The sequence below is a fragment of the Nonomuraea sp. NPDC050643 genome (genome assembly GCF_040654715.1).
Lineage (GTDB): Bacteria > Actinomycetota > Actinomycetes > Streptosporangiales > Streptosporangiaceae > Nonomuraea.
The window spans coordinates 148,844-171,119 of sequence record NZ_JBFAIM010000009.1; the positions used below are offsets into that span (position 1 = coordinate 148,844).

21 protein-coding genes and 1 pseudogene are annotated in these 22,276 nt (G+C 72.3%); 9 read left to right on the forward strand and 13 right to left on the reverse strand.

Annotated features, from left to right (window positions below; all coding sequences use genetic code 11):
• Positions 1-113: 113 nt before the first annotated feature.
• Both AB0I15_RS14310 and AB0I15_RS14315 read left to right on the forward strand, forming a co-directional pair.
• Positions 114-1,721: a phospholipase A2 gene (locus tag AB0I15_RS14310; protein ID WP_358094663.1), complete on the forward strand. Its 1,608-nt coding sequence runs from the start codon at positions 114-116 to the stop codon at positions 1,719-1,721.
• 175 nt (positions 1,722-1,896) lie between these two features.
• Complete coding sequence (locus AB0I15_RS14315; RefSeq protein WP_358094665.1) at positions 1,897-3,975, forward strand: S8 family serine peptidase; 2,079 nt, start codon at positions 1,897-1,899, stop codon at positions 3,973-3,975.
• Between the two features lie 68 nt (positions 3,976-4,043).
• Here AB0I15_RS14315 and AB0I15_RS14320 read toward each other — a convergent pair whose 3' ends face one another.
• The 6 genes from AB0I15_RS14320 to AB0I15_RS14345 form a co-directional block, all read right to left on the reverse strand.
• Positions 4,044-5,984, reverse strand: coding sequence for a hypothetical protein (locus AB0I15_RS14320; protein WP_358094667.1), 1,941 nt, complete (start codon positions 5,982-5,984; stop codon positions 4,044-4,046).
• Between the two features lie 70 nt (positions 5,985-6,054).
• The gene (locus AB0I15_RS14325; protein ID WP_358094669.1) at positions 6,055-6,462 is read right to left on the reverse strand and encodes a hypothetical protein; all 408 of its coding nucleotides are present in this window, start codon (positions 6,460-6,462) and stop codon (positions 6,055-6,057) included.
• 10 nt (positions 6,463-6,472) lie between these two features.
• Entirely contained in the window at positions 6,473-6,733 is a 261-nt protein-coding gene (locus AB0I15_RS14330; protein WP_358094671.1) for a hypothetical protein, read from the reverse strand.
• Positions 6,734-6,810: 77 nt separating this feature from the next.
• Positions 6,811-7,683: an alpha/beta hydrolase gene (locus AB0I15_RS14335; protein WP_358094673.1), complete on the reverse strand. Its 873-nt coding sequence runs from the start codon at positions 7,681-7,683 to the stop codon at positions 6,811-6,813.
• A 67-nt stretch (positions 7,684-7,750) separates the two neighbouring features.
• Complete coding sequence (locus AB0I15_RS14340; RefSeq protein ID WP_358094675.1) at positions 7,751-9,322, reverse strand: MFS transporter; 1,572 nt, start codon at positions 9,320-9,322, stop codon at positions 7,751-7,753.
• 15 nt (positions 9,323-9,337) lie between these two features.
• The gene (locus tag AB0I15_RS14345) at positions 9,338-9,943 is read right to left on the reverse strand and encodes an NAD(P)H-dependent oxidoreductase (RefSeq protein ID WP_358094676.1); all 606 of its coding nucleotides are present in this window, start codon (positions 9,941-9,943) and stop codon (positions 9,338-9,340) included.
• A 104-nt stretch (positions 9,944-10,047) separates the two neighbouring features.
• On the opposite strand from AB0I15_RS14345, the gene AB0I15_RS14350 reads away from it, so the two are divergent.
• On the forward strand, positions 10,048-10,686 hold the full coding sequence (locus AB0I15_RS14350; protein WP_358094678.1) for a TetR/AcrR family transcriptional regulator: 639 nt from the start codon (positions 10,048-10,050) through the stop codon (positions 10,684-10,686).
• Positions 10,687-10,856: 170 nt separating this feature from the next.
• Here the strand turns inward: AB0I15_RS14350 and AB0I15_RS14355 are convergent, their stop codons facing one another.
• Positions 10,857-11,228, reverse strand: coding sequence for a hypothetical protein (locus AB0I15_RS14355; RefSeq protein ID WP_358094680.1), 372 nt, complete (start codon positions 11,226-11,228; stop codon positions 10,857-10,859).
• An 85-nt stretch (positions 11,229-11,313) separates the two neighbouring features.
• Here AB0I15_RS14355 and AB0I15_RS14360 point away from each other — a divergent pair, with 85 nt between their 5' ends.
• From AB0I15_RS14360 to AB0I15_RS14370, 3 genes are all read left to right on the forward strand, one after another.
• Positions 11,314-11,871, forward strand: coding sequence for an EF-hand domain-containing protein (locus AB0I15_RS14360; protein ID WP_358094682.1), 558 nt, complete (start codon positions 11,314-11,316; stop codon positions 11,869-11,871).
• A gap of 12 nt (positions 11,872-11,883) precedes the next feature.
• Entirely contained in the window at positions 11,884-12,609 is a 726-nt protein-coding gene (locus AB0I15_RS14365) for a methyltransferase domain-containing protein (RefSeq protein WP_358094684.1), read from the forward strand.
• A gap of 142 nt (positions 12,610-12,751) precedes the next feature.
• Positions 12,752-13,369 carry a hypothetical protein gene (locus AB0I15_RS14370; RefSeq protein WP_358094686.1) on the forward strand — a complete coding sequence of 206 codons (618 nt, stop codon included), beginning with the start codon at positions 12,752-12,754 and terminating at the stop codon, positions 13,367-13,369.
• A 6-nt stretch (positions 13,370-13,375) separates the two neighbouring features.
• Here the strand turns inward: AB0I15_RS14370 and AB0I15_RS14375 are convergent, their stop codons facing one another.
• On the reverse strand, positions 13,376-13,555 hold the full coding sequence (locus AB0I15_RS14375; protein ID WP_358094688.1) for a hypothetical protein: 180 nt from the start codon (positions 13,553-13,555) through the stop codon (positions 13,376-13,378).
• Between the two features lie 11 nt (positions 13,556-13,566).
• Positions 13,567-14,472, reverse strand: a complete 906-nt coding sequence (locus tag AB0I15_RS14380) for a retropepsin-like aspartic protease (protein WP_358094690.1) — start codon at positions 14,470-14,472, stop codon at positions 13,567-13,569.
• 92 nt (positions 14,473-14,564) lie between these two features.
• Here AB0I15_RS14380 and AB0I15_RS14385 point away from each other — a divergent pair, with 92 nt between their 5' ends.
• A complete protein-coding gene (locus AB0I15_RS14385) occupies positions 14,565-15,179 on the forward strand; it encodes a helix-turn-helix domain-containing protein (RefSeq protein WP_358094692.1) in 615 nt (204 codons plus the stop codon).
• Here the strand turns inward: AB0I15_RS14385 and AB0I15_RS14390 are convergent.
• The gene (locus AB0I15_RS14390; protein WP_358094694.1) at positions 15,176-16,279 is read right to left on the reverse strand and encodes a hypothetical protein; all 1,104 of its coding nucleotides are present in this window, start codon (positions 16,277-16,279) and stop codon (positions 15,176-15,178) included. The genes AB0I15_RS14385 and AB0I15_RS14390 overlap by 4 nt on opposite strands.
• A gap of 196 nt (positions 16,280-16,475) precedes the next feature.
• Positions 16,476-16,961 (reverse strand): MarR family transcriptional regulator, encoded by a 486-nt coding sequence (locus AB0I15_RS14395; RefSeq protein WP_358094696.1) that lies wholly within the window; start codon positions 16,959-16,961, stop codon positions 16,476-16,478.
• A 67-nt stretch (positions 16,962-17,028) separates the two neighbouring features.
• Between AB0I15_RS14395 and AB0I15_RS14400 the strand changes: the two genes are divergently transcribed.
• Positions 17,029-18,255 (forward strand): MFS transporter, encoded by a 1,227-nt coding sequence (locus tag AB0I15_RS14400; protein WP_358094698.1) that lies wholly within the window; start codon positions 17,029-17,031, stop codon positions 18,253-18,255.
• 46 nt (positions 18,256-18,301) lie between these two features.
• Complete coding sequence (locus AB0I15_RS14405; RefSeq protein ID WP_358094700.1) at positions 18,302-21,346, forward strand: hypothetical protein; 3,045 nt, start codon at positions 18,302-18,304, stop codon at positions 21,344-21,346.
• On the opposite strand, the gene AB0I15_RS14410 is transcribed toward AB0I15_RS14405, so the two are convergent.
• Positions 21,343-21,846 (reverse strand): molybdopterin dinucleotide binding domain-containing protein, encoded by a 504-nt coding sequence (locus AB0I15_RS14410; RefSeq protein ID WP_358094702.1) that lies wholly within the window; start codon positions 21,844-21,846, stop codon positions 21,343-21,345. The two genes, AB0I15_RS14405 and AB0I15_RS14410, sit on opposite strands and share 4 nt — an antisense overlap.
• 295 nt (positions 21,847-22,141) lie before the next feature.
• Positions 22,142-22,244: pseudogene (locus AB0I15_RS14415) on the reverse strand (molybdopterin-dependent oxidoreductase); the annotation flags it as partial.
• Between the last annotated feature and the right edge of the window lie 32 nt (positions 22,245-22,276).

The window sequence follows — 22,276 nt, forward strand, 5'->3', positions numbered from 1 at the left end:
GTTGGCGATTTGACCACCGTTTCAGAAATTTGTCCAGATCTTGTAAAAGCGAATTGCGGCCACTTACCCTCCAGGTGATCAAATCACTTTCTCTCTTTTCCTGGAGGCACCACTTGCGTCGATTAGCGCTCCCCGCCGCCTTCGCGGCGATGCTTCTCCCCTTCCTCGCCCCGCATGCCTCCGCCACCGCGCTCGACGAACCGCCGCTGGCCGACGTCCAGGAGATCGGCCCCGGCCAGTACTCCGCCGAGACCAAGACCTTCAAGCTCACCGAGCTGGACGTGTCGGCGGGCGCGATCAACCGCAGGCACGGTGTGGCCATGACCGGCGGCGATCTGGCCCGGCCGCAGTCGGCCCCGGCCACCCGCCCCGAACTGGGCGTCTTCGGGCCGAGCTGGCAGGCCGAGTTCGTCGGCGGCCAGATCAACCGGAAGCTGGAGAACCAGAACGGCACCCTCGTCGTCACCGAACTCGACGAGGGGACGTCCACCGGCTACCCCCTGAAGAGCAGCGTCTCCTTCCCCGACGGCGGCGGCGTCCAGACGTACGAGTCCGCCGACGGATCCAAGATCACCGAAACCACCAAGTGGGACGCGGCCGTCGGAGCGATGCGCACCACGACGACCGAGACGGTCGTGATGGATCCGGGCCCCCAGGAGGCGGGCGACGACACCTTCACCAACGCCGACGGCACCCCCGTCAGCAGCGGCGACCTCGAACTCACCTACACCTGGTCGCGGCAGTCCGGAGCGCCGAGCGCCGACCCCTGGCGGGTGACCAGCGTGGGCACCGCCGCCTTCGGCAAGTCCACGATCACCTATGACGCCCAGGGCCGGATCAGCACCGTCGGGGAGCCGGCGGGCGCCGACATCCCCGCGACCGTCACCCGGTTCACCTACGCCACGACCACCACGGCCACCGGCACCTCTTCAGGCGACTTCGCGGGACGGCTCAAGGAGGTCACCGTCGCCTACGGAACCGGGACGGCGCAGCCCGAGTCCCGCTACGCCTACGACGTGAACGGCCTGCTGCGCACCGTGACCGACCCCAGTGTCGGCGCCACCCAGGCGACCTACGCCTACGACCCGGTGGGACGCCTGTCGTCGATCGACTCCGTCAGCAACGGCGGCTGGGCGCTCAGCTTCCCGGCGGGCGTCGCCGCTCCCCAGGTGACCGCCACCGGCACCGACATGCCCGCCAACGGCGGGACGACCGAGGGCGCCGCCGGGCTCGACGACCCCGACGCGACCGAGCCGCCGGCCAGTGACTTCCTGCCGGACGGCGTGGACCCCCCGCAGTCCTACCCGACCAAGTGCAACACGGCCAAGACGTGGATGTGGTACACCAAGTCGGGCTGCTCGGCCTGGGCCTTCCACGGCGGCAAGTGGCGCAAACCCGGCTGGAAGCGGACCGCCAGCGGCTTCAACGTCAGGGGCATCGCCTACGACCACTGCACGAGCTCGCCGGACCGCCCGCACAACTTCGACTTCCGGCCGGCCTGTGACTCCCACGACTACGGGTACGGCCTGATGGCCAACCAGAAGAAGAAGTACAAGTACTACCTCACCCGTACGTATGCGCGAAAGCTCGACGTGGACAACCGGTTCTACGTCACCCTGCGCGACAAGGTGTGCGGCGGCTACAACTTCCTGGTACGGCCCGTCTGCAAGGGCTGGGCGAAGGTGTACTACAAGGCCGTCAAGAAGTACGGCACGCCCTGAGAACGGCGCGAGCGTGATGTGACACCCGCGCTCTGACCTCCTCGGGACGATCTTCAGGCCGGATGGCGGCATCAGCGCCGTCCGGCCACCCTCTTCATGCCTGCGTCGTTTCCCCTGCACCTCTTTCATGAAGGCGCGGTACGTCATGAGATTGCCATTCTTATCCTGTGTCATCGTGGCACTGGCGGCCACGGTGCTCACGACCACTCCGGCCCACGCGGCAGTGGCCCCTCCAACGACCTCTCCGGCGACCTCTCCGGCGAAGACCAAACCAACCCCGGCGACGTCTCCGAAAGCGACCATTTCAACCGATCAGCAGACCACGTCGACGACCCCCTGGATCGAGCCCCAGCTCGGCGCGCGGGTGGCCGCCGCGGGCAAGATCAGGGTGAACGTCCTCAGCAAGACCCGGGCCGACCTGCCGGACGCGGCCTCCAGCGGCCAGGTCGTCCAGCAGTTGTCCCGCTTCCCCCTGGTCACCCTGCACGTCGACCAGGCCGGACTGGACCGGCTGGCCAAGCTGCCCAGCGTGGTGAGCGTGACCGAGGACCGGCCGGTGCCGCCGGTGCTGGCCCAGAGCGTCCCGCTGATCGGCGCGGACAAGACCAGGGAGGCGGGCAAGACGGGCGCCGGCAGCGTGGTGGCCATCCTGGACACCGGCGTCGCGGTCAACCACCCCTTCCTCCAGGAGCGGGTGCTGGACGAGGCCTGCTTCTCCCCCATCGACGCCGTCTACTCCGCCACCAGCCTGTGCCCCGACGGCACCCCCGAGCAGGAGGGCCCCGGCGCCGCCGACACCGACCAGGGCCCCTGCGCCGACCCCGCGCTCGACTGCGACCACGGCACCCACGTGGCCGGGATCGCGGCCGGTGACGGCGAGGGCGTGACCGGTGCCCCGCCGGCCGGCGTCGCGCCCGGCGCCGAGGTCGTCGCCATCCAGGTGTTCAGCATGTTCACCTCCGAGGACCTGTGCGGCGTGGGCGCCGCCCCGTGCGTGCTCAGCTTCACCAGCGCCCAGCTCGCCGGCCTGGAGAAGGTGCTGGAGCTGAAGGAGGAGGGGGTGCCGCTGGTGGCCGCCAACCTCAGCCTGGGCGGCGGCCAGTACACCGTCGCCTGTGACGGCGACCCGCGCAAGGCGGTCATCGACACCCTGCGCGCCGCCGGCGTGGCCACCGTGGTCGCGGCCGGCAACGACGGTTACGGCGCCGCCGTGGCCGCCCCCGCCTGCGTGTCCTCGGCCATCACCGTCGGCGCCACCACCGACCAGGACGGCGTGGCCGCCTTCAGCAACCGCGGCGCGCTGCTGGACCTCTTCGCCCCCGGCGTGTCCATCGTCTCCTCCGTCCCCGGCGGCCAGTGGGCCTCCTTGAACGGCACCTCGATGGCCGCCCCGCACGTCACCGGCGCGCTGGCCGTGCTGAGCCAGGCACTGCCGGACGCCTCGCTGGCCCAGCTCGAAGCCGCGTTGAAGACCACCGGCAAGGCCATCGCCTACAACGGCGTGACCACCCCCCGCATCCAGGTCGACACCGCCGTACTGGGCAAGGCTCCCGACCCCGGCGCCTGGACCACCCCGTACTTCGAGAACATGAAGGACACCGCGATCCCCGACCACGGGACCGTGTCGTCCTCCATCGCGGTCAGCGGCCTGCTCGGCAGCGCGCCCGCCACCACCGAGGTGTACGTCGACATCCACCACACCTGGCGCGGCGAGCTGAAGATCGACCTGATCGCGCCGGACGGCAAGGTCTATCCGTTGCAGGCCAACGATCCCAACGACAGCGCCGACATCCTGCATGAGACGTACCAGGTGAACGCCAGCGCCTCCACGGCCAACGGCACCTGGAAGCTGCGCGTGCAGGACGTCGAATGGCTCGACACCGGTTACATCGACGGCTGGTGGATCCGGATGCCGTGTTTCGGCAACTGGGACGACACCGCCGTTCCCGACCCCGGCTCCGCCGAGTCCAGCATCGTCCTGGCCTGGATCAACGGCAACGCCCCCACGCGCTCCCGGGTCCACGTCGAGATCGAGCACACCTGGCGCGGCGACCTGAAGCTCGACCTGGTCGCCCCGGACGGCAAGGTGTACGCGCTGCGCGCCGCCGATCCCAAGGACGGCACCGACAACATCAACGAGAGTTATTGGGTGAACGCCAGCGCCTCACCGGCCAGCGGCACCTGGCGACTCCGCGTGGAGGATCTCGCCAAGGGCGACAAGGGCTTCATCAACGGATGGACCCTGACGCTGTAACGCCTCCGCAGGACGGCCGCCCGCGCACCTCGCCACGGGCGGCCGTTCCCGCATCGGCACTGCGGGTGTCAGGCCCGGCGGAGGAGGGCCGCCGCCGCCTCGGTGTTCTCGACGAGGTCGAGGCGGCCCCAGCGGATGGGCCAGGAGAAGCGGCGGTCGACGGTCCAGGCGAGGACGGCGTCGAGGTCGGCGAGGCGGTCCCCGTCGGCGACCACGAGGGCCGCGGCGGGCCCGACGGCAGGGCCGGCGATGGCGCACCATGAGGAGTCCGCCAGCGGGAAGGCGTCCGCCTGGAACATCCCGTGCAGGGTCGCGAAATCGTCGTCGAGCGGGCTCCGCTCGGTGTCGAAGTAGCGGCCGAACACGAAGTCGCCGAGGACGGCGCCGGTGCGGGCGCCGACGAAGCGGAGTGTCTCCTCGCCGATCAGCGCGAGCACGTCGCCCGCGCCCCACAGCACCCCCTCCGTTCCCTCCGGCGCGTCGATCGAGGCGACCCTGGCCGGTTCGCCGCCCAGAGACCACACCTCCACCTGCCCGCCGGCGGTCAGGCACGCGCCGAACTCCCCCGCCGGCTCCCAGGCCCAGGGGCGCTGCAGGCCGTCGTAGAAGTACCGGCCGATGCGCTCTGTGGTGGCGATGGGCAGGTGGTACCGGTGACCGCCGTGCTCGTCGTAGATGTCGGCGCCGCCACCCTTCTCCACCACGACGGCCAGCCGGGCCTCGGCGCCGCGCATCCCCCAGTGGAGCGCCCCCTCGGCCTGGACCGCGGGCTCGCCCACCGGCACGCCGGTGCCGGCGTCGAAGACGGTCAGCCGGCGTGGGCGGCCCGGTGTCAGGGCCGCGGCCAGCCGGTCGTCCGGGCTCCACGCGACGGGGCCGGCGGTCAGCGCGAGCCAGCGCATCCGTCCGCCAGGAAGGTCCACCACGGCGGCCCACGGCTCGCTGTCCCCGAGCAGCCGCCGGCCGTCGCGGGACCACCGCACCCGGCGGAAGCCGAACTCGTCGCGCTTGAGCCGCTCCTTCATCTCCTCCGGCAGCGGATCGGTCAGCATGCCGGGCTCGGGACCCCGGTTGTGGAGGCGATAGTCGTTGTAGAAGACCTTGCCCTCGTCCAGTGCCGCGACGCAGCCCATCATCTCGTGCTGGCTGCCCATCGAGATGTAGGCGCTGCGACCGTCGGGGGCCAGGGCGAAGGTGGCCGCGGCGTCGTAGCCGTCCGTCACGTCCGCCGACCCGTACGGGTTGGCGCGGGCGGCGAACGGGTCCCACACGCCCACCTGGTTGGTGCAGAACGCCAGCGCGATCCGGGTGCCGTCCGCCGACCACTGCACGGTGTCACGGTGTCCGGACCAGCCGACGCCGTACGGGATGTCGAGCCCGTTGACGAGGCGGCCGGTGGCCATCTCCCACACCTGCAGGGGGCCGGTGCCGTCGTAGTCGCCCTTCGAGGTGCCCCGGCCCGTGGCCAGATAGCGGCCGCACGGGCTGAGCGCGTAGTCCCGGAGTTCGCCGCCGAACGTGGGGTAAGGGTGGCGCAGCCGCGCACCGCGCTCACGAAGGCGCTCGGTGGCCAGCTCGTGCGCGGCGGTGACGCCATGCCACTCCTCCACCGCGGCCAGCAGCGCACGCAGGGGAGGCAGGTCCCGCTCCGGCTCGAATGCCGACCAGTCGGCGTCCTCCAGCAGGGCGAGCAGGGCCGGGGGCTCGTCACGTGCCGCCTCCAGCGCGGCGGGCTCGGGGAAGGCCCCGGACCCGCCGGACCTGCGGCGCCGGACGGCCAGCAGGGCCTGCAGCTCCTCCCCGGGCAGCACCGGCACGCCCAGCCGCTCCGCCATGCGGACCCGCTCGTTCGGGTAGCCGCCGTCGTGCCCGTCGAACACGACGTCCACGGACCGCGACACCTCGTCCACCACGTCGGCCCCGGCCCCCTGGAGCCGCAGCCTCAGCTTCGCGGCCGACTCGGTGCGGTAACCGCCCGCCAGGACGACGGTCCTGCCTCGAAGATCCATGGCTAGGAAGGATAGGGGCCCGAGCGGCCGGCCGGAAGCGTTCACCGCCGCCCGGCTCGGCTCCCGCGGATCAGGGGAGCGACTCGATCTGCAGGTCGGGTGAGATCTGCAGGAGGTCGGCGCCACGGTCGGTGACGAGCGGCCAGCCGTACTGGAGCCCGCACCAGGCGGTGTGCGCGAGAGCGGGGTCGGTGGCGCCGACGTCGGCGATCTCGTGTGCCTTCTCGCGGTCGTCGATCAGGTCGAGCTCCACGCCGGGGCTGGTGGTGAGGAGCATCAGCGTCCAGCGGAGGTCCTGCGGGATGTCGGCGAGCGCCTGGATGTAGGCGGTGACAGGGATGAGGAGCGTGTTGGCTCCGGAGGCCAGCGCGAGTTCGATCAGCGTTCTGGCGTAGATGCTCTTCCCGGTGGCCGCCTGGGCCAGCGCGGACGTGTCGAGGATGCGGCCGGAGGGGCCGAACGTGTGGGGGGCGGGCACGGGCGGCGGGTCAGGAGGCGGCTTGGTGCCGGGTGGCGGCGAGGAGCTGGGCGGCGCGGTCGGGGTCGATCCCCAGGGAGGCCGCGGCGCGCTCCACGTGCTCGGCCGAGGGCTCGCCCCAGGCGTCGCGAAGTCTGGTGAGCACGGACTGGCGCTGGATGCGCTCGGTCACGGCTCGGCGGACGACCTCCGCCATGGCCACGCCTTCGGCGGCGGCTTGGAGGCGGAGCTGCTCGGTCTCTTCGTCGCTGAAGCGCACGGTCATGGCCATGCGCCCACCATACTGCCAGAGCGGTATCACACACCATCGCTCGCGGTATCGGGTACGGCGTCCTCCCGGCATGGAGGCTAGATGGGCAGTTTGTCGAGGATGGCGGCCACCTCCACCGCCCGGTACAGGAACCCCACGTGCGTCGTGTCGAGGGTGTGGACGTCGTACGGGTTGCCGGGGGTCAGGGCGTCCGCCTCCGCGATCAGCCTGTCCTGCATGGCCACCGGGAGGGACCGGTCGCCGGTGAGGCGGATGTAGGTGCGGGCGATCGTGCCCCAGGTGCCGGCGTGGGCGCGGGCGTCGGACGTCATCACCGCGATGGACTCGTCCGGCTGCAGGATGTTGAGGAAGGCCCGGAACTGCTCGTCGGTGGTGTCCGCCATGATCGCCGCCTTGAGCCCGGTGAGCAGCGCCCGGTCGGCCGTACGGTAGTTGGCCCGGCCGGCCCCGAGCCGGGCGGGGTCTCCGACGTTCAGGGCGGCCAGCGAGGGCAGGAGGCTGAGCCCGAACTCGGGCTCCCGCATGTATTCGATGGGGTTCGCCCGCTCGACACACGACCACGCCGAGATGTACACGAGCCGATCCACCAGCTCAGGGATCGTGTTGCCCACCCCGGTGATGGCCGTGCCGCCGAGGCTGGCGCCCACCAGCACCACCGGCCCGTGCTCCGCCACGCGGCGGACGACGTCGACGACGAGGTCGACGTTGTCCCGCAGGGTGACCCCGGCCAGCGTCGACGGCTCCGCCGCCCACGCGTCGAGGTTTTGCGGGGCCTGGTAGGCGAGCGGGTATTGCGCGTCGAGGCCGTGCCCGGGCAGGTCGACGGCGAAGCTGCGGTGGCCGAGCAGCGCGAGTTCGCGCTGAAGGGGCGCCCACATGAACGAGCTGGTGCCGGAGCCGTGGACCAGCACGAACGTGGGAGCGGCGGTCGATGGGCCGGCGGAGCGCACCGCCTCAGACGGTCCGTAGCCGGGCGAACACGTAAGCCATGATCGAGACACTATCAGGCGACGACGCTCACGAATCCGACCGGTTCAGCGCGGGGTGGGACCCCGTGGACGGTCGCGGCGCGCCAAGGGTGCCCGAACGCGCCGCCGGCGTGGGTGACGTCCTTCGGGACGGGCCGGATCGACGCGGCGCGGCCAGGAGGAGCCAGATCACGAACGTGGCCGCGACGCAGAGCAGGGCCACGGACCACAGGACGACGCGCCAGGCCTCGGTGAACTGGACGGCTAGCAGGAGCCGGTCGGGGCCGGACAGGTCGCCGGCGGCGACCCGCGCGGCGGAGGCGGCGCCGCCGGTCCTGGCCTGGAGCAAATTCGTCAGGGCGGTGCCGAACAGGGTGGTGACCAGTGTGGCGCCGCCCGCGCGGACGGTGTTGAGCAGGCCGGTGGCCATGCCGATCCGGTCGGCCCCCACCCGGTTGATCGCCTGGGCGTCGCTGGTGCCGATCACCAGGCCCATGCCGATCCCGATCGTGGCCAGCGGGCCGAGCAGCCCGGGGGCGCCGATGCCGGGGCGCATCGTGGTGAGCCAGGCGTTGCCGGCCGCGATCAGGAGCAGGCTCACGGTGACGAGGATCCGGGGCGGCAGGCCGCGGTTCACCAGCCGGGCTCCGACCGGGGGCATGAGCAGGACCGGCGTGGTCAGCATCAGCATGGTGAGGCCCGCGCCCTGGGCGGTGGAGCCGTTCACACCTTGCAGGTAGGTGGGGAGGAACGCGGTGATCCCGGCCGGACCGGCGGCGATGAGGAGCGAGGCCAGGCACCACGCCACGAACCCGCGGTCGCGGAGCAGGCCGAGGTCCAGCACGGGATGCGGGCTGCGGCGTTCGATCAGGACGAACGTGACGAGCAGGGCCGGCCCGGCGGCGAGCGGGACGAGCACCTGCGCGCCGGCCCATCCGGCCTCGGTGGCCTGGTTGACGCCGAACATCGCCAGCGCGAGAGCGCCGATGAGCGTCGCCGCGCCCGGGAGGTCCACCCGCGGCCGGTCGGCCGCCCGTGACTCGGCCATGAACGCCGCGCCCGCCCAGATGAGCAGGCCCAGGGCGGCGAAGACGGCGAAGGTGACGCGCCAGCCGAGCGCGCCCACCAGCGTTCCTGACAGGGTCGGGCCGATCGCCATGCCCACTCCGGCCGTGGTGCCCATCGCGGCGTACGCCCGGGAGCGGGCCTGCCCGGTGAAGGTGGCGCCCAGGATCGCGCCGCCCGCGGCCATCACGCCGGCGGCGCCGATGCCGGCCAGCGTGCGGGCCGCGTCCAGCAGCAGGATGTCGGTGGCGGCGGCACTGGCCGCGGCCGCGGCGGTGTAGAGGAGCGCCCCGGCGGCGAAGACGCGGCGGCGGCCGTACAGGTCGCCGAGCGAGCCGGCGACCAGCATGACCGAGGCGGCGGCCAGGAAGTAGCCGATGACCACCCATTGCCGGGCCGCGCCCGAGGCCCGCAGGTCGGCGCCTATGCGCGGCAGCGCGACCGTCGTGCCCGACATCAGCATGGGCAGGACGAGGAAGCCCAGCAGCACGGCGGCCATCGTCACGGCGGGACGCCCTCGACGTCCCGCCGGTGGTGGAACAGGGGCTACCCTCATGGCGGACTCCTTCTCCTACGCGAGCGCCGGCGTGCCGTCGCGCAGCGGCCTGAGGGCGCGGGACCAGGCCAGGACCTCGTCGAACAGTTCGTTGAGCGTGGGCTCCTGGTGCGGGCCGGGGACGATCACGCCGGGCTCGGCCGGGTCGGAGATCTCGAAGTCGGTGAAAACCGACAGCGCGACCTGGGTGCGCACGTTGGCGACCTGGAGCTCGGTCATGATCAGCCGCAGGTGCTCCACCGCGCGGGTGCCGCCGTGCACGCCGTGGCTGACGAACCCGGCCGCCTTGTTGCCCCACTCGGCGAACAGGAAGTCGATCGCGTTCTTCAGCGCGGCGGGGACGGAGTGGTTGTACTCCGGGGTGACGAAGACGAACCCGTCGAACGAGGCGACCGTCTCGGCCCAGCGGAGGGTGTGCGGGTGGCGGTAGTCGCCGAAGAGGGCGGGCACCGGCTCGTCCAGCACCGGCAGCCCCTGCTCGGCGAGGTCGACGACCTCGAAGGCGGCCTCGCCCGCCGCGACCGCCGGATGGCGCCCGGCGACCTCGGCGACCCAGCGGGCCACGACCGCGGAGCGGCGGCTGGGACGGGTGCTGCCGACGACGATGGCGATACGGATCATCTGTCTCCTCCTCAATGCGCACCGTTGTGGTGCCACGCAGGGTAAAGTACAACGTGCATGGCAACTTGTAAAACGATGACTGTAATTCATCCGAAAGGCAGCCCATGAGCAGCGGAAACACGGCCAAGCCCCGCCCTCGGGGCGGGCTCGCCGACAAACGGCGGGCGATTCTCGCCGGCGCCCTGACGGTGTTCGCCCGCGACGGCTACAGCCGCGCCAGCATCGACGCGATCGCCGCCACCGCCGGGGTGTCCACGCGTACCATCTACAACCACTTCACCGACAAGACCGAGCTCTTCCGGAGCGTCATCCAGGAGAGCGCCACCCGGGCCGCCGAGGCGCAGATCGCCGTCATCGACCGCCATCTCCGCAAGGTGACCGACCTCGAGGCCGACCTCGTCGAGTTCGGCCGCGCCCTCGCCGAGCCGACGGCCGCCGAGCACACCGAGCACTTCTCCCTGGTTCGCCAGATCAACGCCGAGGCCGGCCACATCCCTCAGGCCGTCGTGGACGCCTGGCAGGAGACCGGGCCGCGGCGGGTCCGCCGCGAGCTCGCCGGGCACCTGCGCCGGTGGGCCGAGGAGGGCCTGCTGCGCGTCGCGGACCCCGAGCGGGCGGCGCTGCACCTCATGCTGCTGATCTCGGCGAGCGGCGCCTCCCACCCGGCGGTCGCCACCGGGCAGGAGATCGACGCGATGGTCACCTCCGGCGTCCACGCCTTCCTGTACGGCTACCGCGCCTGACGCCGTAATTTCACGACGGTTATTAACGGCGACCACGCAATCCGTTCAAGAACATTTATCCATTACTCTCCAGAAAGGACCGTGTCAACCGCTGCCGACGACCGGAAAGGGCCATTGACCACCGACCGCAGGAAGAGTTCTATGAGTTTTACGAGGCCCGGCCGCAACATTCACGGCCCGCACGCGGCCTTCTGTCGGCGTTTCTCATTTCCGGTCAACTCCTTGAAGGAGCGGCAGTGGATCCTGCGGACATTCGGAACGCCAGGCCGGCACTCGCGTTCGGGGCGCTCAACGTGTCCGGGTCGGGGCGGTTGAACAGCGCGGGCTTCGAACCCATCGCCCAGGCGACCGCCCAGCGGCCACACCGTGACGCCGACCGTGCGCGGGGACCGTCCGGCGAAGCAGTGGGCGTCGTCGAATTCAGCAATGCGATCCGCGCGGGAATGGACGCCGACGCCGCCTATGACGACCAGGGCATCGGGAAAGTTGTGGACGCGCTTATTCCCGCGGCCGATCGCAACGGCGACGGCATCATCAGTCAAGATGACCGTCTGGCCTTCTATGAGGAAACGACGACGGCTCCGACTCGCTCAGCCGGCCCACCCCCGACACCCCAAGGAGGCCGCCATGGCCCACGACAGCACCGAACGGAAGTTCACCATCCTGTTCGACTGGTTCGACCACACCGACGACGGCTGGCTCACCCGTGACGACTTCGAGCAGATGGGGAACGTGTTCGCCGCGGTGGCGCCCGAAGGCGACGAGGAGACCAGGAACGCGCTGCGTGAGGCGTTCATGCTCTGGTGGGACACCCTGCTCGACGCCCGCGCCACGGACTCCCTGCAACGCGTCGGGCCGCAGCAGTTCATCACCGCCATGCGCTCCCGCATCGCCCCCGATCCGAAGACCGTCGAGCGCTTGGTGATGCCCATCATCGACGCCCTCATGCGCGCCCTGGACACCGACCGCAGCGGCATGCTCACCCTCGACGAGTACGTCCGCATGTACGACGCCCTCGGCATCGACCCGGCCATCAGCGAGCCGGCGTTCCGGCGGCTGGACCGCAACGGCAGCGGCACCATCACCCACGACGAGTTCCGCACCGCCATCGAGGAGTTCTACCTCGGCACCGACACCGAGGCGCCCGGCAACTGGCTGCTCGGCTCACCCCTGCCGCCCGGCTGACGAGGATCACCGATGAGCACTCGGTTCGACGCGCTCGCGCAGTTGTACGAGGAGAGTTTCGAGCTGCCCTGGCGCCGTGACCTGGAGTCGTACACGGTGCTGGGGCTGCTCGGCGACCTGGCCGGCGCCTCCGTGCTGGACCTCGGCTGTGGCTCCGGCGACTACTGCCGGGCGCTGAGACGAGCCGGAGCCGGCCGGGTGGTGGGGTATGACACCTCCGAAGGCATGATCGAACACGCCTCCCGCCGCGAGTCCCGGGAGGCGCTGGGCATCGAGTACACCACCACGCCGCCGCCGGCCGGCTCGTTCGACGTGGTCCTCGGCGTCTACGTGCTGCCCTACGCCGAGGACTACCGGGCGCTGACGGAGCTGTGCGCGCTGGCGGGCCGCGCGCTGCGCGACGGCGGCCGGTTCGTGACGCTGCCGGTCAACCCGGACTTCGACCCCAGGCCCGACTACTACGCCCGCTACGGCTTCCGGCTGTACGACGCCGAACCCCGCTCGGACGCCTCACGGGTCACCCTGGAGTTGGTCTTCAGCGCGTACCACGAGGTCGTCACCGCCCGCCACTGGAGCCGGCCCACCCTGGTCAAGGCACTGACCGAGGCCGGATTCACCGGCATCGACTGGCCCGGCTACCGCGTGTCGCCCGACGGGCGGGGGACGCACGGCCCCGACTTCTGGTCCCCCTATCTGCACCGCCCGCACGCCGCCCTCATCACCGCCGTGTCGTCCTGACCCCCGCCGCGCGCCGGCCGGAGAGGGGGTTCACGCCGGTTCGGCCGGGCGCCGCGTTCCCGGCGCGGGCGGGGTCAGCGAGAGCGGAGAGCGGGTCATCGCCGATGCGGGGCCCGCCCCTGCCGAGGCGCCCGACCCGCAGATGCCGGAGGCGTTCGAGGCGGGCCTCGCGGCGGAGTCGTTCGACGAGGCGGACCGCGCCGCGGTGGAGTCCCACGACAGTGTCGGCTACCTGTTGTCCGCGCCGATGATGCGCGAACTGGCGGCCGACACCTCGCGCCGGCTGCTCGCGGCGACGGCCGCTCTGCTGCGGTCCGGCGCCACCGCCGTGAAGAACGAGAGCAGCGGGATCGCCCACGGCCGGGAGCGCTGGCTCGCGCTGGCCGGCCGCGCGGCCGACGCCAAGGACGAGGACCTGGCCGGTGCGCTGGTCGCCGCCTGGGTGCAGCGGCCGATCTACGACGGTCAGGTGCTCTACAGCTGCGGCATGCACCTGCTGGGCGCGCCTGAGGTCGAGATCGAGGTCGACCAGGAGGAGCTGACCGAGGACGGCGTACCCGATCTGGTCCTGCACCTGGACGCGCTGGCGATCTACCTGCTGACCGACCCCCGCGCGGAGGAGATCGTGGACGGCGCCGGTTTCCGGCTGGCCGAGGACGCTCCGCGCTGGTCGCTGCGCACCGGCTCGTGCGACCGCTACGACGAGGACGACCTGTTCTTCAACCCGTACGGATACGTCCGGCTGACCCGCCCCGCGTGAGCCGCGTCAGGCGGCCGGATCCATCAGGATCCGCATGCGCGCGAAGTCGAACGTGAGCGCGTACGGCTTGAAGAACTCGTGCGTGGGCAGCCCGCCGATGCGGAAACCGAAGCCGTTCTCGAACCACCCGGGGAACGCGCCGACGAGGCCGGGGAGGTCGCGCCGGACGGCGGTCCCCAGGGTCACCTTCCCGACCGTCACGGGATGGAGTCCGTCGCCCGGGGGGACCTCGATCCCGGCGGCGGTGAAGGTGGAGCGGGGGGGCGGTGAAGCCGATGTCGCCGCCGCCGGTGTCGACGAAGAACACCATGCGGTCCAGGTCGTTCACGGTGCCGTGGGACAGCGGGCGTGGTGATCCGGATCGCGTCCGGGATCGTGTGGACCGGCACGTTGCCGACACTCAGGCCGCCGCCGAACGCGAGGCGGTCCACGCGTCCCTGGTACGCCTTGTGCTCGCCGTACACCGTCTTGCCGGTCGTGTAGCCGTACATGGGGACGCCGAGCCGATCGGCGTAGTCCTGGTTGAGCGCGAACAGGGCGCCGGTGTCGAGGAAGAACAGCTCGGGCGGAGCGCCGTTCAGCGACGCCTCGATCAGCGGCAGCGGTGCGGGCGCCGCGAACGGCACCCGCACCGTCGCGGGTCCGGAGATCGCGTACGGCGTGCGCCCGGCGAAGCACCTCAACTGCCCGGCCGTCGCCGTGGGCCCGCCCTCCTTCACCGACGGAAGCAACGCCGCCAGCTCCGCGAACTCGTCCCGGCGCCACAGCGCGTCGGCCAGGTCGCCCAGGGCGCGCGAGTGCCCGGGGTCGAGCCGCAGCACCCGTCTCAGCAGGCGTTCGGCCCTGGGCAGCCGGTTGGCCAGCAGTGTGATGTGGCCGTGCCGAGCCGGCGCGTGCACGTGGTCGGGATCGCCGGCGAGGACCCGCCGGTAGAGGCCGTCGGCGGCGGCGAAGTCGCCTGAGGCGAAGAGTTCGTCGGCCTTTTCCAGGACGGCTCCCACGGCTTTTGGCGCCGGCTCGGACGCCGCGGCGGCGGGATCGTCCCACAGCGCGACCCCTCCCGCCACGGCTGCGGCCTTCAGGAACGTACGGCGAGTGCCCATCGCGACCCTTTCACATACCAATTGGAATCTGAATACTGATCAGTATTCAGATACGCTTGGGGATGTCAACCACGAGGATCGGAGAACGCGCGGTGGGAGAACGGCTCACCCGGCAGGAGCAGCGGGAGCGCAATCGCCTCAACCTGCTGCAAGCCGCGGAGAAGGTGTTCGCGGAGCGCGGCATCCAGGGCGCCTCCCTCGACGACGTCGCCGCCGAGGCCGGCCTCACCAAGGGCGCCGTCTACTCGAACTTCGCCGGGAAGGAGGACCTGCTGCTCGCGGTCATGCGCCATCGGCTCACCCAGGAGGCGCGGGCCCAGGCCGACCGCCTGCTCCACTCGGACCGGGAGGCGGACGAACTGGTGGCGGCGTTCGGCGCGTACTGGGTGGAGGTGGTGCGCGGCGCGGATCAGGAGACGTTCGCCCAGATGACCGTGGAACTCATGATCCACGCCACCCGGCATCCGGCCGTGCGCGAACAGCTCCTCGACCTGATGTTCCCGCCCGGTGACCGCCCGGACCGCCATCCTCTGGCGCCTCCGGGCAGCGCGCTGGCCGAGCTGCCGTACGAGCAGGCCGACGCGATCCTGAAGTCCCTGGACATCGGCATGCGCCTGCTCACCCTGCTCGCCCCCGAGCACTGCCCGCCGGAGCTGTTCCCCACGGCCCTGAAACTGCTCGGCGGCCGGAGCGCCGACGGCCCCTAGAAGATCCTCATGGCGTTGATCATGCGCCAGCTCTCCAGGAGCCTGATCGAGTTGGGGTACTCCCCTCTCGCGATCCAGTCCCCCGGCCGGCGGGCACCCGCGTACTTCTTGAGCTGCCCGTTGAACTCCCCCGCGTTGAAGTAGACGTAGGTCCAGTAGACGAGCTCGGCCTGGGTGGGGGCGGCGTATCCGTAGGTCTTGACGTCGGCCAGGAACAACGCGCGGTGCCGGCGTACGAGGGCGGCGAGCCCCTGCAGGCCCATCGTCAGATCGGGGAACCTGGCCGACTGCACTTCACGGCCCTTCTCGTTGACCCGCCGGTCGAGGACGACCCTCTTCAGGTCGTAGCCCGGCGGTAAGAAGCGTGAGGCGGGCTGCTTGGCGGCGGTCAGGTCGGTGAAGAAGTCGTCCGTGCCGAGGTAGACGTAGCCGGAGATCGGGCTCGTGATGCGGACGCTCCCGAGCTGCGCCTCGGTCGGGTCTGCGGTCGCGGACACCCCGGTCTGATCGCGTACGTAGTCCACCAGCCCTTCCTTGAACGCGTAGACGTAGAGCTGGTCGGCAGGAAGGTCGGGGGTCGCGGCGGCGAAGACGGCGTCGAGCACCTGGGACGGGGTGTTCTTCAGCCAGTACTTCGCCTGCGACCGCGGGTGGGTCTGGGTCAGCCGGGCCAGAGGGGTGGTGAAGGAGCCGAGGAACTGCCGCTCCCTGGCCGCGTACGCGGAGGTCCCGGCGCGGGCCCGATCGGCCACCAGGCCGCTCCACTGCGCCTGGACGGCCGCCTCGCTCGTGGCCCTGCCGAGGGTGCCGAGCGCGGAGGTTATCCGCTCCTTGCCCTCGGCCGCGTTGAAGGCCACGCTCTTGCCCGCCTTCACCTCGCGCAACGCGACTTTCAGGACATCGACGTCGGCCTTGACGTTCGCGTCCGGGGTGAGGAAACCCCTGCGGGCGTTCTCGACCACCCGCTCGCCCCTGCTCTGCTGGATCTGCTGGATCTGGCCGGCCTGCCACGGGCCGGCCGCCTGGGCCGGGACGGCTTGGGCCGTCCCGGCGAGGGCCACGGCGCAGGCCAGGCCGGCGACCGCGATTCGGGTGTGCACAACTGCCTCCGTAGGTCGATGGGACCGCTTGAGGCCTCTGCTTACCGCCCGGGGTGTTGACCAGCCAGGGTGCGGCGTCCATGGTCGTCCCCGGCCCGTGGCGTCGATGTGCGGCCAGGTCCGCTCGCCGCCGGTCATCGCTGGACAACATGGCCCGCGTACGGAGGGCGCCCGCGTCACGCGGCGGCCCCTTCGCTCAGCGGCCGGACTCCGCCTTGAGCAGGAGCCGTTTGAGCAGCCCGTCGAGAAGCTCCTGGTCCGCGGGCGCCAGGGCGCTCACCATGGACGCCTCGACCTCGGCCCGGATCGTCATGGCCTCCATCCAGAGGTCGTGGCCCCTGGGGGTGATCTCCACGTCCACCCGGCGCCGGTCCTCCGTGCTGCGGATCCGCCGTACGAGCCGGGCCCGCTCCAGCGTGTCCAGCCGGCCCGTCATGCCGGCGGGCGAGAGCATCAGGTCACCGGCCAGCTCCGACGGCGTGGCCGCCCCGCCGCGGGCCACCAGCCGGTGCAGCGTCTCGAACTCGAAGTCCTGCATCCCGACCTCCGCCAGCGCCGCCTCCTTGGTGTGGGCCAGGTGCTTCACCAGGAACTGCATGCGCGACACGATCGCCTCCACCCGCTCGTCGAAGGGCGCCTTGCCGCGCCAGCGGGCCAGATGGCGATCGATCGAGTCCTCCATTCGAGCGATCATATGACGCCGAGTATTTTGTTGACGAAACATTCGCTGGCGAAATAGTCTGCGCGTCATGTTGACCCGGCTTCTTCTCGGACGCTGCCTGTCCGCCCTGGCCACGGCCCTGATCCCGACGACTCTGACGCTGGCGGTCCTGCGGGTGACGGGCGACGGGGCGGCGGTGGGGATCGTGCTGGCGAGCGAGCTGATCCCGTTACTGGTGTTCCTGCCGATCGGCGGGGTGCTGGCCGACCGGCTCAGACCGGGGCGGGTCGTCCTGCTCGCCGATCTCACCCGGTGCCTCACGCAGGCCGTCATGGCCGTCGAGCTGCTGCTGGGGCTGAACCGGCTGCTGGACCTGGCGCTCCTGTCGGCGGTGGCGGGCGCGGCCATCGCGTTCGGCAGTCCGGCCGTGCCGAGGCTGGTCGTGGCCGTGGTGCCCGCGCCGGATCGGCTACGGGTGAACGCCCGCATCGGCGTGGTGACGAGCCTGTCGGCGGTGGCCGCTCCCGCCATCGCGGGCACGATCATCGTGGCCGCCGGGCCGGGCTGGGCGGCGGCGCTCACGGCGGCGTTGTTCGCGTGCTCGGCGGTGACGCTGGGCGGGGTGCGCGCGAAGGGCGGCACGAGTCCTGAGGTACGCCGTACGTCCGCCTTCTACGCGTCCTTCCGTGAGGACCTGGTTCACGGGTGGCGGGAGGTCCGGCGGCGGCCCTGGTTCCTCGCGTGTGTGGTCGGCCACGGCGTCTGGCACTTCGTGGCCGGGCTGTTCCTGACGCTCGGGCCCGTGACCGCCGTGCAGCAACTGGGCGGTGAGGCGAGCTGGATGGTGATCATGCAGAGCGGGACCGTGGGGATGGTCCTGGGGGTGTTCGCCGCTCCCCGGCTGCGCATCCGCCGACCCCTGGTGGCGGTGCAGGTCGGGGCCTCCTGTTACCTGCTGCCCTTGGTGGCCCTGGCGGTGCCGGCGCCGGTCGCGGTGCTGGCGGGGGGCTACTTCGTGGCCATGTTCGGGCTCGGGGTGCTCAGCCCGCTGTGGGAGACGGTCGTGGCGGAGGAGATCCCGGAAGGGGCGCTGGGGCGGGTGCGATCGTTCGACCAGCTCATCTCGTTCGCGTCGCGGCCGTTCGGGCTGGCGGTGGCCGCGCCGCTGGCCGGGGTGACCGGGGTGACCGCGCTGGCGCTGATCGGCGGGGTGCTGGTCGCCGCCGCCAACCTCGCCGCGATCGCCGCCTCGCCACCCCGTACGGCGGGCTCGCCGGTCGAGGAACCGCGGCGCCAGGGGTCAGGGGCGGCGTGAGCGGCTGGGGTATTTCGGTTGCCCGGACCGGCGCCGGCGTCGAATCATGGGCCTTGTGGTGCGGCTGGCGTACGGCGTGGTGACGGGGCGGGACCAGCGGGTCTGGGACTGCGGCGGTCTTGCCGTGCTCGCGGACGCGCCCCCGGGCGCGCCCGTCGTGCTCGGTCCCGCGGGAGCCGACCCCCGGCCCGCCGCCGCCGAGCTGTCCCGGCTGGTCGCCACCGGCGGCGCCCTGGTCGCCGGCGCCGGCATCGAGCTCTGCCCGGGTTTCGTGTCCGCACGGCTGGACGGCGTGCGCGGCGACCGGCGCGACGCCGTCCTGGCCGCGATCCGGCTGCTGGGGCTCGACGGGCTGCCACGGCTGGGCGAGCGGCCGGGGGTGCTGGTGGCGCTGTTCGGCACGGAGGCGACCAAGCCCGTCGGCGCGGCGGCCGCCCGTGCCATCGCCGACGAACGGTGGGCGGCCCTGCACCTGGCGTCCTCGGCCAGCGCCCTGCTGGGCTCCGAACAGCTCGAACGCGTCCTCCACCTGGGCGCCGCCCCCGAACCCGCGACGACGTCCGGCGCCACACCACTGAGGGTGGAGCCGGAGCCGCACGCCACGCCGTCCGCCATGGCCGCCCACCTGCGGCAGGTGCTCGCCCCCTGCTCCGCACGCCGCCGGTTCGACCTGGTCCTCGACCTGTGGCGGCAGGTGGCCGCCCGGCAGGAGGAGGGCAGGCGCGCCGCACGGCTCCGGGCCACGCAGGCCAGGCAGAGCAGGGCGGAAGAGCTGACCCGCCGCTACAACGCGCACGAGGACACGTACGCGCTCGACTACATACGAGAGACCCTGGGCCACGAGCCGACCCTGGGCGAGGCGGTCCGCTGGGTCCCGCAGGAGTGGCACTGGCTGCAGTTCATGACCCGCGCCATGCACAACGCCATGGCCGCGACCGTCCTGCTGCGCACCGCCGTGGCCGTGGCCGACCATGGCGTCATCGACGGGCTGGCCCGCAGCGCCGGCCACCTCCGCGCGGCCGCCGCCCTGCTGGACCAGCACGAGGCCGGCCGGGCCGCGCGCCGCGTCCCCGGCCTCGCCGGCCTGCCCGCCCGGCCCGGCTGCCACGTCCGCGATCTGGCCGCGAGACTCGACGCCCCCGCCGAGCCGTACGTCAGGCAGCGCCTGGCCAGGGCCGCGGACTATGCCCGGGTCGTCCTGGAGGTCGTCCCCGAGCTGATCCGGAACGGGAGCGAGCGCCTGGGCCCCTGGGCGCGGAGCGACCTGCGGCAGTGGCGCGCCGTCGTCGGCTACACGGCCGAGCGTCCCCCGTCCGCCTGGGCCCAGCCCTCCGTGGACGCCCGGCCGCCCCTCGCCCACCGGCTCGCCGACCGGCCGGACGTCGCGCCCGTGGAGCTCGAAACGGCCGGCGACCTGCTGTGGTACGGCGAGCTCGCCGACGCCCTGGCCCAGCTCAACGGCCACGCCCAGGCCACGGTCGGCTTCCACGTCACCCACCCGTACGTCGACTGCGACCCGGTCCCCGACCACGACCTCACCCCCAGCCTGGACACCATCTCCGCGGCTCTCGCCGGCGCCGCCCAGCTCGTCTCGCTCGGTGCCCGCCCGACCCGCCGGTGCCGTGACTGGCAGGGGCTGATCTCCGAGCTGACCGGCAGCCTGGAGGTCGCCCAGGCGCTCGTCGAGCCCTTCCGGGTGCCCGAACCCCTGGCCGCCGTCGACGGTGCCGCCATCCCCGGCACCGACGTGCGCATCGAATACGCCCGCAACCCGCGCACCCTCGCCGACTGGGCGTTCTACATGGGCAACTGCGTCGCCGAGCCCTACTACGTGGACGAGGCCGTGAAGGGCGCATGCGTCCTGGCGGCACTGCGCGGCCCCGACGGCAGGATCGAGGCCAACGCCGAGATCCAGCACCGCCGCTCGGGCTGGCACCTGGCCGAGATGCAGGCCCGCTTCAACACCGACCCCGACCCCGCCCTCCAGGAACGGCTGACCCGCTGGCTGGCCGCCCTCCCACCACCTGCCCCTGACGTGCCCCCGCCCACCCGCGAACCGCTCCCGCCCCCCACCCGCGAACGCCCGCTCCCCCGCCGCCCGCGTCGCGCCGCCCGCCTGTTCACCGAGGTGAGCGTCCCCCTCGTGGAGCTGACCGAGCAGGCCCTCGCCCACCCCTCGGCGACGTCAGCCCTGCTCACCCTGCAAGCCCTGCACGAGACCCGCCCGAAGACGACCACCCGCACACGACGACCACCGCCCACCCCGGAACCACCCCACGCGACGGACGACCGGCCCGTCCGCTCCGCACGAACGGACCACCTGCCCGTCCGCTCCGCACGAACGGACCACCTGCCCGCCCGCGCCTCACCAACGGACCACCTGCCCGCCCGCGCCTCACCAACGGACCACCTGCCCGCCCGCGCCTCACGAGCAGACGGCCTGTCCGCCGTCCCCGCCACGGACGTGCTCATGGCCCTGCGCAGGCTGCCCGCCGACCGGATCGACCGTGCCTGCCTCGACGCCCTGCCCACGATCGGCCTGTCCCGGCTGTGGCGGGCCACCGCGGTCCGCCCGCTGGCCCGCTCCCTCGCCGCCCTCGACCCCGAACTCCGCGCCCGCTTCGGCAACCTCGACCTGCTCGTGACCGACGCCCCGCTGCCCGGCTCCCTGCGCGAGCTCGCCCGCCACGCCACGATCGCGCCCGCCCGCTCGATGGAACTCCTCACCCGCAGGGTCCGCGCCGCCCTCGGCCGCCTGGCCCGCACCGCGAATCCCGTCCTCGCCGGCCACGTCACCCGCCACGCCGACACGGCCTTCCTGTGCCCGCTGATCATCGCCGTCACCACCTGGCCGCCGACCCAGCCGACGGTCCCGATCACCGCCCCCGGCGAGCCGGCCGTGCCCGGCTTCCCCCGCTCCGACCTGGGCGACCCCACCGGCCCCTGGCGCCGCGCCCTCCCCGACGCCGCGGAGCTGGGCGCCGACCTGGAGACCTTCCAAGACCGAGTCGCCACCGGCGGGCTCCGCGTCCCGACCGCCTGGCTCGGCAACGGCGGCTGGCCCGCCCTGTGGCAGCGCGCGACCCGCTAACCGGTCGAGACGACCAGCGTCTGAGGTGCCGCCTGCTTCATCCGGGTACGCAGCCACAGCAACCGGACGGCGGCCTCGTCCTCGTCGCGTCCGGCGGTCTCCAAGAGCGGCTCGTCGCGGGCGCCCTGTGCCGCCTGGCCGATCAGCGCCCAGCAGATGTCGCAGTCGGCCGCCATCAGACAGAGGCCGTGCGGGTCGCGAAGCAGACCGAGACCGCCATCGCGCGCGCCGGAGAAGAGGCTGGAGCGCGGCCGTCCCGGCTCGTCGGAGGTGTCCCCGGCGTAGCGCTCCACGAACGGGCGCAGCGCCCGCACGTGCTCGTCGCACTGCCCGGCGAGCCGCTCGCAGATGCGCACCACGTCGGGCTCCCCTCCGTGAGTCGCGGCGGCGTCGCGGAAGGCGGTCGCCGGCGCCCGCAGGTGGCCACGCGGCGACTCCACGCGCACCAGATCTCCGTCGCCGATGCCGAGCGGGCCGGCGTCCGCCGGGCTGATCTCCACCCACGGCTCGGGGGCGGCGTCGTTGAGCTGGGGGGCGCGGCCGGTCTTGGGTGCGGGTGTGGAACTGGAACGGTGACCAGGTCCTGGCCGTGGGTTTCGCAGCGATCCGGGTCGGTGTTGAACACGCCGTCCACGCCTCGAACGGCGGCTCCGGGTCGTACCAGGTGATCAGCGGTTGGCCGGCGCGATCGCGGAAGTCCATCCGGCGCGCGTAGTCCAGGAATATGTCCAGATCGGGCCGTGCCTCGCCAGGGGGCTCCACGGCCTTCTCCGACAGGTGCACCGTCCGGTCGGCGCTGGTGAAGGTGCCCAGCTTCTCGGCCCCAGGCCGCGGCCGGAAACACCACGTCGGCCCGCTCCGCGGTCTCGGTGCGGAACAGGTCCTGGACCGCCACGAACAGTTCATCAGAGCCACGTTCGTTCCGGCACG

Bases quoted from the DNA above. Each gene is read 5' to 3' on its own strand.
- AB0I15_RS14320 (WP_358094667.1), bottom strand. From the start codon at position 5,984: ATGGATCTTCGAGGCAGGACCGTCGTCCTGGCGGGCGGTTACCGCACC.
- AB0I15_RS14330 (WP_358094671.1), bottom strand. From the start codon at position 6,733: ATGGCCATGACCGTGCGCTTCAGCGACGAAGAGACCGAGCAGCTCCGC.
- AB0I15_RS14340 (WP_358094675.1), bottom strand. From the start codon at position 9,322: ATGAGGGTAGCCCCTGTTCCACCACCGGCGGGACGTCGAGGGCGTCCC.
- AB0I15_RS14345 (WP_358094676.1), bottom strand. From the start codon at position 9,943: ATGATCCGTATCGCCATCGTCGTCGGCAGCACCCGTCCCAGCCGCCGC.
- AB0I15_RS14350 (WP_358094678.1), top strand. From the start codon at position 10,048: ATGAGCAGCGGAAACACGGCCAAGCCCCGCCCTCGGGGCGGGCTCGCC.
- AB0I15_RS14360 (WP_358094682.1), top strand. From the start codon at position 11,314: ATGGCCCACGACAGCACCGAACGGAAGTTCACCATCCTGTTCGACTGG.
- AB0I15_RS14365 (WP_358094684.1), top strand. From the start codon at position 11,884: ATGAGCACTCGGTTCGACGCGCTCGCGCAGTTGTACGAGGAGAGTTTC.
- AB0I15_RS14370 (WP_358094686.1), top strand. From the start codon at position 12,752: ATGCCGGAGGCGTTCGAGGCGGGCCTCGCGGCGGAGTCGTTCGACGAG.
- AB0I15_RS14380 (WP_358094690.1), bottom strand. From the start codon at position 14,472: ATGGGCACTCGCCGTACGTTCCTGAAGGCCGCAGCCGTGGCGGGAGGG.
- AB0I15_RS14395 (WP_358094696.1), bottom strand. From the start codon at position 16,961: ATGGAGGACTCGATCGATCGCCATCTGGCCCGCTGGCGCGGCAAGGCG.
- AB0I15_RS14400 (WP_358094698.1), top strand. From the start codon at position 17,029: ATGTTGACCCGGCTTCTTCTCGGACGCTGCCTGTCCGCCCTGGCCACG.
- AB0I15_RS14405 (WP_358094700.1), top strand. From the start codon at position 18,302: ATGGGCCTTGTGGTGCGGCTGGCGTACGGCGTGGTGACGGGGCGGGAC.